We start from the raw sequence: 13,201 nt of genomic DNA, 5'->3' as shown, positions 1-13,201 counted from the left end.
ATACTTTCCGCACTCTTTACCACCCACAAGACGCGCTGCACCTCCAACATGCAGCGCTTTTTTTATGCCCGTTTTTACTGCCCTGCTGCGCCCGCTGTGCCAGGCGCTTTGCTGCCTGGCCGCGGCCCTCTTCTCCACCCACGCCTTGGCCGCGCCACCGACGCTGGCCGAATGCCACGGCATCAAGGATCTGGCCTTCGTTGCCCATCTGGATGATGACCTGCTCTTCATGAATCCGGACGTCGCCTCGAACATCGAGGCCGGCGGCTGCGTGCGCCTGGTCTACCTGACCGCCAGCGACGCTGGCGAAGGCGAAGGTTACATGCTGGGTCGCGAGCGGGGCGTGCGCGCCGCTTACGCCTACATGGCGCATCAGCCCGACGCATGGAAGGAAGACACCGGCATCGTCGCGGGCCGCCAGATTGCGCGCTTCACGCTGACCGGCAACCCGCGCGTGCAGCTGTGGCACATGCGCCTGAAGGATCCCTGGCTGGGCAAAGGCTGGGGCAGCCTGACGCCGCTGAGCCGCACGGAGTCCGAACCCAACCAAAGCGTGGACACGCTGGGCCCGCACGCCGAGGTCTACACGCGCGAGCAGCTTGTGGACACGCTGGCCGAAATGATCCGCCAGTACGGCCCCACCACCGTACGGCACCTGGACGACACGATCAGCGTGCCGTACACCCAGCTGTGCTGGCGCTGCGCGGGCCACGGCCACCCCGACCACATCGCCAGCGCCCGGCTGGCGCGCGAAGCCATGCTGCGGGCGCCCGGCAACTATGCCGAGACCGGCTATATCGATTACCCCAGCCAGGAACGCGCCACCAATCTGGCCGAGTCGGAAATCGCCAGCAAGTCGGTGATCTTCCAGCACTACGCCTGGAACGACTACCACTATTGCGCCGGCCCCAAGGGCTGCCAGGAACCCGCCGGGCCTGCAGCCGCGTGGGTGCAGCGCGCCTACTACGTATCCCGGCACGACGTTGCCCCGCAGGTTTACCCCGACGGACGCGGCGGACTCGTCGTGTTTGCCGCGGGCGAGACCAACGCCGCCGTGAACAGCTGGGATTCCGGCGAAAAGCGCTGGCACAGCCTGGGCGGCCGGACCACCGGCCCCGTGGTGTCGTTTGCCCACGCCGACGGCACGGCCGGCCTGATGGCGCGCGACCCGCTGGGCGGCGTCTGGGCCAACAAACAGCGCCATGACGGCACCTGGCAGGGGTGGCAGGCGCTCGGCGGCCTGCGCGTCACGCAGATCCCCGCCGTCGCGCCGCGCGGCGAGGCCGCCGCCGTCGCGCTGGGTTATGACGGCGTGCTGCACTGGATCACGCCGTCCGGCATCGATGGCAGCTGGAGCACCTGGCAGGCGCTGCCGCCGCTGGAAGGCGCCTCGGGCTCACCGGCCGCGGCGCGCGGTTCGGATGGACGTTACGTCGTGTTTGCGATCGCCGCCAAAGGCGAACTCTTCTATACCCGCCAGCTCCCGGCCGCCAAGGGCCAACGGTCGGAATGGCAAGGCTGGCGCCGCGTCGCCGCGCCGGAAGCGGCCGGCGGACTGGCCGCCATCCGCAACCACGAAGACCGCGTCGAGCTTTACTTCCGCCAGCGCGCCAACAACCACCTGACCAAGCTGGTCGAAGCCGGCGACACCACCGACCTGAACATGGACTGGAGCGCGCCGGCCGACTTGGGCGTGCCCTACATCGGCCGCCCCGCCATCCACGCCGACAACGCCGGCAACGTCGTGCTCGCGATACTGGAGCGCGCGGGCGGACAGCTCTGGCTGCTTGAACACGGCAAGCTCGGCAAGCTGGACGCCGAAGCCGCATCGCCACCCGCCATCAGCCTGGTCGACGGCACGCTGTATCTGGTTGCACGCGCCGCCGGCGCACCGCAGCGCTATCAGGTGCTGTCGCGCCAACGTGGCGTCTGGGCTGCCAACCTGACGCTGGACGGCGTTCCGGCCAGCGGCGGCGGTCCGTTCACGGCCGTGGCCGCGCGGCCGGCCGACCTGCCCAATCTGGGCGCCGCCAGCGCAAACAAGGCCGTCGTGGTCCGGCCATCCACGGCTGAACCGGCTGCGCTGACGGTCGAGCGCATGCCCGCCCAGACCTCGCGCGTGGCGACGCCGACCCGCGTGCAATGACAAAAAAGCCCGCTGGGCGCGGGCATGACGCTTGCTGACCTCCGGGGCGTCTCAACCCGGAGGATAGAAACATGTCAGACGACCTGAGCAAACGCGGTCCCCAGGACCGTTCCCGAATCAATGTCAACGAAACGCATGAACTGCGCTACTGGACCCAGGCGCTCGGCGTCAGCGAAGCCCAATTGCGCGACGCCGTGAAAGCGGTCGGGCCATCCGCCACGGCCGTGCGCGAGCATCTCCGGAAGTGATCTGAGGCAGGCCCCGTTTGCGGGGCTTGTCATTGCGTACCCGTCTTCCCGATCGCTGAAGACGCCATTTCAACGTGCTCGCCCCCCACCTCCAGGCAATGAGTCATTGCGGTCTTTACGCACGTGCGATAGCAGGTCAGACAGCTATCGATACAGCATTCCATTTCGTTCGTTTCGGCAATCATGTCGGCTCCTTGTGCCGTGACATCCTTGAACGTCAGCACATGGCGTTCCTGTCTGAATGCGCGAAACCCTCTTGCGCACGCACCGCGGCGCGCGTCCTGCGGGGCCGGTTGCAGCGCACCGTCTTCTTGCCTAGCGATGCCGTTTGCGCGCCAGAAACGGCGCCATGCACCGGCGCGGCTCGTCGGTGGTGAAGGCTTCACCAAAGGCCTCGACGCTACGGTCCAAACCGGCCTGGATCGACGATTCCGCCCAGTAACGCAGCAAGGCCTTCTGCGACCGCACGGCGCGCGGGCCGCTGGCGGCAATCGGCGCCACGGTCCGTTCAACCAGCGCGTCCAGCCCTCCGGGCTCGCATAGGAACTCCAGAAACCCCCAATCTCGCGCCTGCACCGCATCCACCGTCTCGCCGGTAAGCAGCAGCCAATTGGTCCGGCCCTGGCCGATCAGCGCAGGCAACAACAGCGCATGGATCACCGAGGGAATCCCGACGCGCACCTCCGGCATGCCAAACACGCCGTCCGCCGATCCCAGCCGGATGTCGCAGGCAGCCGCCAGCTCCATACCGGCGCCCAGGCAAAAGCCCGGCAACCGGGCAATGGTCGGCACGGGAATGTCCGCCACCGCATCGCAGAGGTCGCGCAGCCGCGTGATGAAGGCACGTGCGCCGGGCGGGTCCAGCTCGGCCATTTCATGAATATTTGCCCCACCCACGAAGGCCTTCTCGCCCGTCCCGCGGATCACCACGGCGCGCGCGTCATCCTGCGCCGCGATCCAGCGCGCCGCCTCGGTCAGGCTCAGTGTGACGGCCGACGCCAGGATGTTCAGGCTCTTGGCATCGTGGATCTGCAGGGTATAGACGCCGCGTGCGTCGCGCGTTACGACGGCATGGGTGAATTCAGGAATGGGCGCAGTCATGAAGTCTCCGGTTTTTTGGCGGGTAGCCGCCGATGCTAACGGCCGGGTCCGGACACGACAACCCATGGCCTGCTCGACCCGATCGAATACGGCCTCGCCTTCCAGTGGCCGCGGAACGCGTTCCTCTCGTACACTTGCCGCATGCTACGCATCGACAATCTCAGCAAGCGCTACGGCGACTACATCGTGTTCCAGGGACTGACGCATACCTTTGCGCCAGGCTGCGTGGCGCTGTGCGAAGAAGACAGCACCGGCAAGTCCAGCCTGCTGAACATCATCGCCGGCGCCCTCGCGCCGGACGGCGGCGACGTGCACATCGACGGCCACTCGCTGCGCGACGCGCCGCAAGTTGCGCAGTCCCGCCTGGCCTGGGTGCCGGACAATTGCATGGCGTTTCCCGAGCAGACGGGACGCGGCCTGCTGGAACAGGCGGCCCAAGCCAAAGGCGTGACGCTGGACGACTCGATATGGGAACTGGCCCGCCAGCTTGGTCTTGAGCCGCATCTGGACAAGCGTTTCGAGCAGATGTCCACCGGCACGCGTCGCAAGATCTACCTGACCGCCGCCGCGCTGGGCAATCCGGCGGTCGTCGTGGCCGACGGCCCCAGCAACGGGCTGGACGCCCAGGCGCGCGGCGTGCTGGCTGAGGTGTTCAAGCGCTGGGCGCAAGACCGCGTCGTGCTGTTTGCCAGCCACGACCCTGAACTGGTGCAGGCCTGCGGCGCCACCACCGTCAACGTGGCCGACCTGCGCTGAACCCACTGCGGAACACGTCGTTCAAAAACGGATCGTCACCCCCGCGATCGGCCCCTGCAACACCACGTCGTACTTGAAGCCGTTGCGTTCGTAGTCCACGCCCATCGCGCGGTATCCCACTGTGGCCGACACCGACTTGTTGAAGTTGTAGCCCACGCCAAGCCCCAGGTCCCAGTCCGCCTGCGCGCCCCCTGCCCCGATCATGCCCCAGCCCGTCAGATAGGCCCTGGAATGAAAGTTGTAGGTGCCGCGAACGCCCACCATGGCGTCCACCCACGTCGCGCTGTCGCTGTGCTTTGTGCCCCGTGTCAGCGGACCATTGAACCTGATGCTGTTGTCCACCGACCAGACCCGCAGGCCGCCTACCACGTCCAGGCTGTGCTCTGACCTGTCCAGCACGGAATAGCCCGCGCCGATCATGCCCGTGAACGACTCGTTCTTCACGTCCGCGCTGTCGGCCAGAATTCCCCGCGGCGTGTCGCCTTGCGCGCCGACCTTCACGTACAGCAGGTCGCCAAAGATGCTGTACCGGCCTTTGCGCGCATCGCCCATCAGCATGGCCGCGAAATCCAGGTTGTCGAAGATCTTGTCGAAGCTCGCATCGACGTCGACGGGCGGTAGCCGCCGATGCGTGATCTTCCCGGATAGCGCCGGCGCCCATAAATACGGCGACACCGAAAACTTCCATTCGTCGGAAACTGCTGCGTCGACGGCGGGTGCCGTCTGCGGCTCGGCCGCGAACGCGGTTCCGGCATGCAGCGCGGTGCATGCCGCACAGGCAAAGACGTACATTTTCATCGCGTGTCCTCCGGCCCGAAGGCGTATGCAGACAGGCGGGCCGCACCCCGGAAGGTCCTGGGCGCGCCCTGCCGCCATGACCGCGTCAGCTCACGCGCCGCACCGGCGGCACCGTCCACGAGCCATTGATGATGGAAGGATCGCTTTCGTTCGGCCAATACAGACGCATCATCAGAATGAACCGGCCCTTGGGAGCCGGCAGCCAGTTCGACTCCATCTCCGGACCCGGCGATTCGTTCTGGATCAGCAGATCAATCGACCCATCGGGCTTGCGCTTGAGCGGCTGGCGCTCGCTGATGGAATAGCGGTTCAGCGGGTTATCGACGAAGAAGTAATTCTGGTCATACATGGTCAGCGACCAGAACCCCGACACCGGCGGCGTCAGCCCCTTGCGGAAGGTCAGCACGTACTTTTCCGAGCCGTTGTATTCGCGCTGGATGGCGCCATTGGCCGAGCGCAACGAGGTCGGATAGACCGAGTCCTGCGGGCGGTTCGCGCCCAGCCCGATCGCGGTGATAAGCGCACGCTGCAGATAGTTGGTGCCGTAGATGCCGGTCTTGGTCGTGAAGCCCCATCCATCGATGTGCTGGATGTCGCCATCGTTGGACCGGAAGTGCGCCATGATGCGTGCGAAGCCGGTTTCCGGCACACGCTTGGCAAAATCGGCGGGCAATTTGGACTTGTCGAAATCCTGGCCCGGCACGATGCCGATCGTCGCCAGTTTCTCGACCATGGGCGCGTCGGCCACCGTCGGCGGATTGCGCTTGAGCAGTTGCGCGAACAGCGAGAAATACTCGGCCGCATCCATGTTGTTGACCTGGTCGCGCACCGGCGTTTTCATGTCGATGGCCGAATCGACCTTGCCCTGCGGCGCCTTCCAGTCCTTGCCCCAGCCGCTCAGCGGCGCGATCTTCACCTGGTCCTGCAGCTTGTGCACTTCAGCGTAGTCTTCGGGCGTGCCCGTGCAATAGATGCGGCCCAGCAGCCAGACGATGCTAGTCGGCGACTTGTACTGCTTCATGCCCTGCGGCACCGTTCCTTCCCAGCCCGGCCCCGTCACGATGAAGGTCTGCGCGCCCGTGCCAGTCGTGCGCTTGCCGGGCACGTCGAACACGGTCGTCCAGCCGTCCAGCAGCGGAAACAGCGCGTAGCGGCCGTTCAGGTCGGGCAGGCTGACGACCCAGGGTTCGTCGCCCACATCAAAAAACGCCGTGGTGTACAGCGTGTCGGCGTTTGGCGCCGTCACGTCGCGGAACTTGGCGTCCGGGTACTGACGCAACTTGATGAGTTGGCCCATCGGCGCGCGCGTGCCCTTGGGTTCGGCGACGTTGGTGATCACCCGGCGGGTCATCTCCATGGTCACCAGCGGGTAGGCGTAGATGTAGGCGTCGGTGGCCAGGACGAAACGGTCATCGGCTTCAGGCAGATTGGCGACCAGCCCTTCCGAGGCGGCGGCCGAGGCCCGGAAGGCCGGCCCCAGCGATCCTGCAGCCAGCAGGGCCAATCCCCCTGCGTTCAGTTTGCGGCGAGTTAGCTTCATTGTTGTCGCTCCTAATGGATGTGTTTGGCGAAGTTCACTGAGGGGACTTCCAACATGCACGACGATGTTTTTTCTAGCTAATGCGCGTTCGGTGTCGATGTGGCGGGCACGCTCCGTGGATCAAGGTCAGTGGAAACGAGGGGAAAGGGACGACAGTGCGCCGCCGCAAAACGAGGCGGCGGTATGGAGCGGCGCGAACGGGGATAGACGGCGTGTGCGTGAGGCGCACCGGCCTGCACGAAGGAGGTGGACGTCCAAGAATGGGCTCCCTGACAAAGACAGAGAAAACGCACCACTGAACACTTTCTGCTGCGGACCATCCATACGGCCGACTCGCACAACGGCAAATCGGCCTTGGTCAATCTATGCGCAGTTTTTCAGCCACTCAAGTAGCCGGAATGACTACGACCATCCGACATTGGTAGCAATCCGGCCAGCTGGGGCGTCGCCCTGGTCAGCCGCGCCCCGCACGCTGGTCCGAGACTTCCCGCGACCGCCGCTTCTTCCACCAGATCACCCCGCCGGTTACGCTCAGCATCGCAACGACCAGCCCCAGCGCGCAGACCACGATCCGACCGGCAAGCCCGCCGATCTGGCCGCTGTGCAGCGGAAACTGCATCTGCGTGAAGACGTCGGCCGCGGTGCCGTGGCCGGGTTGCGTCACCCCCACCCGCGCGCCGGTGTGCGCGTCGTAGTACAGCATGGGCGATCCCAGGCCTTGCCCCCGGTCGTGATGCGACGGCCACAGCAGCGCCAGGTACAAGCCCAGTTCGCTGAAGTGGCTGACGCCGCTTACGCGCTGCGGCCACCCCTGCGCCTCAGCATACGCGTTGGCGCGGGCGCGAACGGCGTCAAAGCCCACTACGGACAGCGCATCGCGCCCCGCGGCCGGCGTGCTGGCCGTGGGAATCGGCGTCAGCGTCGACACGGCCGACAAGGCCGGCCGGAACAATTCTTCGCGCAGGTTCAGGTAGGCGCTGCTCAGCGCCAGCAGCACCAGCGCCAGCCATAGCCACAATCCAAAGGCGCGATGCAGGTCCAGGTTCAGCCGGTACGCTCCCGCGCCGCGCTTGATAAGCCATGCGGGCTTCCATTTCGCCATGCGCAGCCCGCCGCGCGGCAACGTCAGGTAAACGCCCACAAAGCTGTCCACCAGCCAGATCAGCGCGATGCCGCCCATGAACCACCACCCCCACAAGCCCGGCACATACAGGCTGTGATGGATCTGCAGCATGAACGGGACGAAGCTTTCGGCCTGCAGGCAACAGGCCCGGCGCGAACGCTTGCCCTGGATCTCACCGGTGCCCGGGTCGACGTACACCTCGTCATAGCTCAGCGGCGGACGTCCGGCCCGCGCCGACACGAACGCCAGCGCCGTGCGGCCGGGCGTGCCATCGTGCGTCACGTAGTCGACACGCAGCGCGGGATCCGATGCCTCGATGCGCGCCGCCAGCGCATCAAAGCCCAGCGGCGGCGCAGTGGAACGCGCCTGGTGAAAACCGGGATTGAGCCACGCGTCGATGTCGTGGCCAAACGCCAGGATGCTGCCGGTCAGCCCCGCCACCGTCAGGAACAGCGCGGTCAGCAGACCGGCGTAGCGGTGCAGCCAGACCCAGGTCTGGCGCTCTCCCAGCCAATGCCGGCCTGCGGCCATCAGAAGTCGACGCTGGCCGACAGCATGTACGTGCGCGGTGCGGCGGACGTGACCATCTGGTACGCGGGCGACGAATCCCAGTAGCGGCGGTTGAACACGTTCTCCACAGCCGCCCGGAACACCACGTTGCGGTCGGCGATGCGGGTTGCATAGCGTGCGCCCACATCAAAGCGCGTCCAGGCCGGCACGGTTGCGTTGTTGTCCGCATCCCACGGGATGGAAGAGGTGTAGATCATGCGCGCTGTCGCGGTCAGCCCGGGGACCTGCGCGATGTCGTATTCCGCGCCCAGCTTGACCGACCACGTCGGCACGCCCGACGCCTTGGCGCCGTTGAATTCACCGCCCGGGGTTTCGGTCAGAATGGCACGCGTCCACGCCACGCCGCCCAGCAGCCGCAGGCCGCGCGCAGCCTCGCCAGCGACGGACAATTCCAGCCCGCGATTGCGCTGCTCGCCCGCCAGGCGATACACGTTGTCCGCGCCCAGGAACCCGCTGGGCCGCTTGATCTGGAAGGCGCTCAGCGACGTGAAGAACGTGCCCCAGTCCATCTTGGCGCCCACTTCAAACTGCTTGGATACGAACGGTTCGAACACCTCTCCCGCGTTCACCGCGGTGGCCGGCGCCACGGCGCCCTGCGCCAGCGCCTCGACGTAGTTGGTGTAGAGGGAAAGCTTGTCGGTCGGCTTGACGACCAGGCCTACCGCCGGCGTGTTGGCGCTGCGGGTGTAGTTGGACTGCCACGCGCCGGTATTCCAGACATAGGAATTCACGTCGATCTTCTGATGGCGCATGCCCAGCGTCAGCAGCACGCGCTCGTCCAGCATCGACAGCGTGTCGGTGATGGCGTAGCTGCGCAACGTCATGTCGTTCTGCGGCACCATCGTGCCGTTCAGGCTGAAGTTGTCGGGCTCCGACAGGCTGGTCGGGTGATAGATGTTGCTGAACTCGTTCCACGACGACTGCGGCTGATAGCCGCTGACCTTCGAGTCGTAGTCGGTCACGGCCAGCACGGCGCTATGCTTGATGGGGCCGGTGTCGAACTGGATGCGCGTGTTCAACTCGCCGCTGCGCGTCTTGTTGCGTTCCTTCAGCCCGAACGCCGTGAAATCCAGGTCGCCGGCGTCGTTGATGATGACGCCCCACGGCGAATTGGCCTTGCGCGTCGTCTCGGCCAGACCGAACGCGCCGCCGATGCTCCAGTTGCGGGTCAGGTCGTACTCGGCGCGCACCATGGCGAACGCATAATCCTTGTCCTGGTACGACCACGACGGATACGGATTGATGTCGCCGCGCGGCGCCGACGGCGGAAACGCGGTCGTGACGAAATAATTGTTCCGCGCGCCGCTGACCTTCTGGTTGCTGGCGCCCAGATCCGCGCTGGCGCGCAGCCGGTCACCACGGTAGTCCAGCCCCAGCGTCACGTTCGAGGCGCGCGGCTTCTCGTTGTCGACCGACCCTACTCCGTCGCGATAGGCCGCGTTCAGCCGCACGCCAAACTTGTTGTCCTGGCCGAAGCGCCGGCCGATGTCCACGTTGGCGCCCAGGTTGGCGTCGCCCACATAGCTGGTCGTAAAACGCGTCAGCGGCGTGTCGTCCGCCCGCTTGGGCACCAGGTTGATCGCGCCGCCCGCCGTGCCGCGCGGCGCGCTGCCGTTGAGCAGCGTGCTCGGCCCCTTGAGAACTTCGATGCGCTCCAAGCCTTCAAGCTGCACGCCTTCGGAATTGGCGATGCCGTACAGGCCGTTGAAACCGATCTCCGCGCGGTTGACGACAAAGCCGCGGATATTGAAGTTGTCGAAGAACCATGGCCCCGCACTGACGACGCCGGGATCGTTCGCCATCACGTCCGCCAGGCTGCGCGCCTGCTGGTTCAACACCAGTTCCGACGTGTACGCCGTCACGTTGAATGGCGTGCTCATCATGTCCACATTGCCCAGCATGCCCAACCGCGCGCCGCGCGCGATCTGGCCGCCCGCGTAGACCGGCGGCATTTCATCCGGCTTGTTCTCGCTGGCGCCCGTCACGGTGACGGCGGGCAATTGGGGCACCGGCGGATTGGCGCCGGACGACTGCGCGAAGGCGGAGGGGCCGAAAGCGGTGGGCGCGCCCAGGGCGGCGGACAAGGCGATCGCAAGCTTGCGGCGACGGGTGGGGACAGGCATGCAGTGCTCCAGGTTCTGTACGAAGGACGGCGGGCGCGGCGGACGTTCGTCGGGTCGACCTGTCGATGCGTCGTCGCTCGAGGAATGCGCTTGGGTGATGCTGTCAACGCTGGTTTTTATTGTCTTTATGCGCCGGCCCGCCGGCGTACCGAAACATTCCGCCGAAGCCGAAACGCCCGCTGCATTGGTACGTAGACCGGAGATCCGCACGAACGGCGTGACCGCCCGCACAGATGTGTCCGAGTATAACTAAGAATCAAACTCATTCAATATGAAATTTTCGCGATTCGCTTATGCGCGAAAACGGATGCCCTGCGGTGCCACGGCACTTGGCCAGCGGCCCGCAGCTTGTGGACCGATCCGGCCTACTTCCGGTTGCCCAGCGACAGCGGCACGCCCCACACCGGATCCTGCATGCCCTGCTTGCCCAACGGCGTGATCTGCATCGGCTTGAGCTTGGCCAGCAGCTCACGCTGCGCGTCGGTCAGGTTCGTGCGCTGCGCGAAGTACTTCTGCGCGAAGTCCATCGGCGCCGGCCACGTGTACACCGTGAAGTCCTCCAGCGGGCATTCGATCATCTTCGGATCGACTGCGCGGCACGCGGACTGCTTGAACTTGTAGCTGGGCGTCCTCATGTGCATGCGCTGGCTCAGCACCAGGTCGCCGCCCTTGAGCGTGAAGCTGGCCAGCGCCAGCTTGGGCACCACGCGCGACTGCACCTTGATGGCGGGGATGTCGCGCGAAGTGGTGTCTTCGTAGTAGCCGGCACGCGATCCGGGCGTGGTCTCGGTGACCTGCTGTTCGCCCCAGGCCACGCAGGCGCCGGATGCGCGGTGCACGGCCGTGCAGACCTTTTCGGTTCGCGTCTGGCTGCCCGTCGTGCCTTCGTGCCAGTTGGTCTCTTTGTAGAACTCGCGATACAGCTCCGGCGACAGATAGGTGGTGCCGTTGGCGCCACGGCCCGAGCCCACCGCGCCGGCGCGCGCGCCGATGTCGTCCAGCTTGGCATTGAGTTTGTAGTCGTCCCCGCCCGTCAGCAGGTACTTGCCAGGCGGCAGGATGTGGACCTCGAAGGCCTTGAACAGGTACGTCGTGTCCTTGTCGCGTTGCAGCGAGTTGTTCTGGAACTTGCGCCCGAACGTGATGCGCGGATCGGGCTCGAACATCCAGACGGTATTGCCGGTCCACGTCGTCATCTTCATGGCGTCCTTCAACGTGGCGTGCGGCATCAGGTCCGCAACCAACACCACCGCCATGCCGTCCTTCATCGCCTCGCCGATCAGATCGACCAGTTGCCCATAACGCTTGTCGTCTGCGGTGCCCGCGCCGTTCGAATCCGGGATCGTGACGCAGCCCGACAGGGTCAGGGCGAGCATCAGGGCACAAAGAGCAAGTCGCGGGCGCGGCAGGGACATGGGATCGATCCTCGGTGGAAATGGACTGGAGCAATGTGCGCGCATCCTACCGGGTTGCATACGGATCGCAACATCCGGTTTGGCAGCTGAAACACATGGTGGCAGGCCAGACGATGCATCTTGGCGAGACTACGGGGCGTGCGTGCCCCGCACGCCGTAAAACGTTGTTGCGAATGTTTCGCTCCCCTGGGCGGGGACTGGATACCCCACCGGCTTGTCCGCCATCAATGCGTACTGCGGCGAAAGCCGTGCCACCGTCGCCCGGTTCGTTACACTCGCGCTCTTTGCAGCCGAGCGGCGCCCGCCCGGGCGCCGGCCACGAAAGTCCCGATGACAAACACAAGAAAGCGGCTGACGGCAATTGCGTGCCTGTTCACCGCATTGCTGGGCGCCTGCACCGGCAAAGGCCCGATACGCGACGTCGAACGCACGATCACGGACCACTACGGCGCCGACCTGCACATCGTCAGCATGCGTCCGCTGCGGCCCTCGGCGCCGCTGGCCCGCTGGAACGGCGTATACGGCATCTATCTGCAGGACCGCATCGACACCGAGCAATTCATGGTGCGGCTGGGACCGGACGAGGGGCTGGCCACGCTGACCGGCCGCATCGACGCCGCGCGTCAGGAAAAAGACCGGCACGTGGCGCGGCAAAAGGCGGCGTTGGCGCAATTGCAGGCGCTGGGCTTGCAGGGCGATGCGTTCTCGTTGCAGGCGACGTCCATCTACGGCAGCGCACGCTGGAGGGTGGCGGTCTTTGCGGATATGGATGCGTTGCGCCAGGACAGCGCCATGCTGGACGACGCGGCGTGGCGGGCGTTGGGCCGCATTGCGCACGCCGGTCTTGCCCCGGAACCGACGATCAGCCTGCTCCCCGCAACGCAACGCGCCGAGTATCGGGCAGTGCTCGACAAGAGCTATCACGGGCGGATCGAGTTCATCGGCGGCGAGCCGGCAACCGTCCTGCAAAGCCTGGAAGACGGGGCCGACGCATGGTGGATGGTCGATGCCGCCGCCCTGCCCGCGCCGCATATCGTGACTGAGCGGCAACCGAGCCTGCGCGAGGCCTGCTATACGGCCATCGCCACGCTGCGCGCCGACAATCACTTCAAGGCGCGCCACGGCATCTATGTGCAGCCGCGCATGAACGTGTTGCAGACGTATCGCATCGCAGACCGGTTGCGCGACGCCGGTCTGCGCCAAGGCCACACGGCCTACGCCGTGCTGGACCGCGTCGACGGGCGCACTGTGCTGCGCGGCATCGTCGCGGAAGATGCACCGCACGGCCCCGATGCCTACGCCATCGACGCCGTGTACGCGTACGAATTCGCCTTCGCCACCGGCAAGCTGCAGCTACGCCGCCTGCCGGCGGGATGACGAC

The 13,201-nt window shown here is 66.0% G+C and carries 10 protein-coding genes; 4 read left to right on the top strand and 6 right to left on the bottom strand.

The genetic code is table 11. The annotated features are described in order from the left end of the window. Nucleotides 1-64 precede the first annotated feature (64 nt). A complete protein-coding gene (locus HV681_RS08810) occupies nucleotides 65-2,146 on the top strand; it encodes a DUF8189 domain-containing protein (RefSeq protein WP_175122701.1) in 2,082 nt (693 codons plus the stop codon). Nucleotides 2,147-2,217: 71 nt separating this feature from the next. Then, on the top strand, nucleotides 2,218-2,394 hold the full coding sequence (locus tag HV681_RS08805; protein ID WP_175122700.1) for a DUF3606 domain-containing protein: 177 nt from the start codon (nucleotides 2,218-2,220) through the stop codon (nucleotides 2,392-2,394). Between the two features lie 315 nt (nucleotides 2,395-2,709). Here the strand turns inward: HV681_RS08805 and HV681_RS08800 are convergent, their stop codons facing one another. After that, nucleotides 2,710-3,495 (bottom strand): enoyl-CoA hydratase, encoded by a 786-nt coding sequence (locus tag HV681_RS08800; protein WP_175122699.1) that lies wholly within the window; start codon nucleotides 3,493-3,495, stop codon nucleotides 2,710-2,712. Between the two features lie 141 nt (nucleotides 3,496-3,636). Here HV681_RS08800 and HV681_RS08795 point away from each other — a divergent pair, with 141 nt between their 5' ends. After that, on the top strand, nucleotides 3,637-4,251 hold the full coding sequence (locus tag HV681_RS08795; RefSeq protein ID WP_175122698.1) for an ABC transporter ATP-binding protein: 615 nt from the start codon (nucleotides 3,637-3,639) through the stop codon (nucleotides 4,249-4,251). A gap of 21 nt (nucleotides 4,252-4,272) precedes the next feature. Here HV681_RS08795 and HV681_RS08790 read toward each other — a convergent pair whose 3' ends face one another. The 5 genes from HV681_RS08790 to HV681_RS08770 form a co-directional block, all read right to left on the bottom strand. Beyond that, nucleotides 4,273-5,049, bottom strand: coding sequence for a hypothetical protein (locus HV681_RS08790; RefSeq protein ID WP_175122697.1), 777 nt, complete (start codon nucleotides 5,047-5,049; stop codon nucleotides 4,273-4,275). Nucleotides 5,050-5,134: 85 nt separating this feature from the next. After that, nucleotides 5,135-6,589: a DUF1254 domain-containing protein gene (locus HV681_RS08785; protein WP_175122696.1), complete on the bottom strand. Its 1,455-nt coding sequence runs from the start codon at nucleotides 6,587-6,589 to the stop codon at nucleotides 5,135-5,137. Between the two features lie 454 nt (nucleotides 6,590-7,043). Next, complete coding sequence (locus HV681_RS08780) at nucleotides 7,044-8,243, bottom strand: PepSY-associated TM helix domain-containing protein (RefSeq protein ID WP_175122695.1); 1,200 nt, start codon at nucleotides 8,241-8,243, stop codon at nucleotides 7,044-7,046. Beyond that, the gene (locus HV681_RS08775) at nucleotides 8,243-10,405 is read right to left on the bottom strand and encodes a TonB-dependent receptor (protein WP_175122694.1); all 2,163 of its coding nucleotides are present in this window, start codon (nucleotides 10,403-10,405) and stop codon (nucleotides 8,243-8,245) included. Before HV681_RS08775 ends, HV681_RS08780 begins: the two co-directional genes overlap by 1 nt. 365 nt (nucleotides 10,406-10,770) lie before the next feature. Continuing rightward, nucleotides 10,771-11,820 (bottom strand): hypothetical protein, encoded by a 1,050-nt coding sequence (locus tag HV681_RS08770; RefSeq protein WP_175122693.1) that lies wholly within the window; start codon nucleotides 11,818-11,820, stop codon nucleotides 10,771-10,773. A gap of 330 nt (nucleotides 11,821-12,150) precedes the next feature. On the opposite strand from HV681_RS08770, the gene HV681_RS08765 reads away from it, so the two are divergent. Beyond that, nucleotides 12,151-13,197 carry a hypothetical protein gene (locus HV681_RS08765; RefSeq protein WP_175122692.1) on the top strand — a complete coding sequence of 349 codons (1,047 nt, stop codon included), beginning with the start codon at nucleotides 12,151-12,153 and terminating at the stop codon, nucleotides 13,195-13,197. Nucleotides 13,198-13,201: the final 4 nt, after the last annotated feature.

Origin of the sequence: Achromobacter animicus, from assembly GCF_902859585.1 — a bacterium.
GTDB lineage: Bacteria > Pseudomonadota > Gammaproteobacteria > Burkholderiales > Burkholderiaceae_B > Achromobacter > Achromobacter animicus.
Note: the sequence above shows the minus strand (reverse complement) of the source record. Positions and strands in the feature narration are given on the sequence as shown.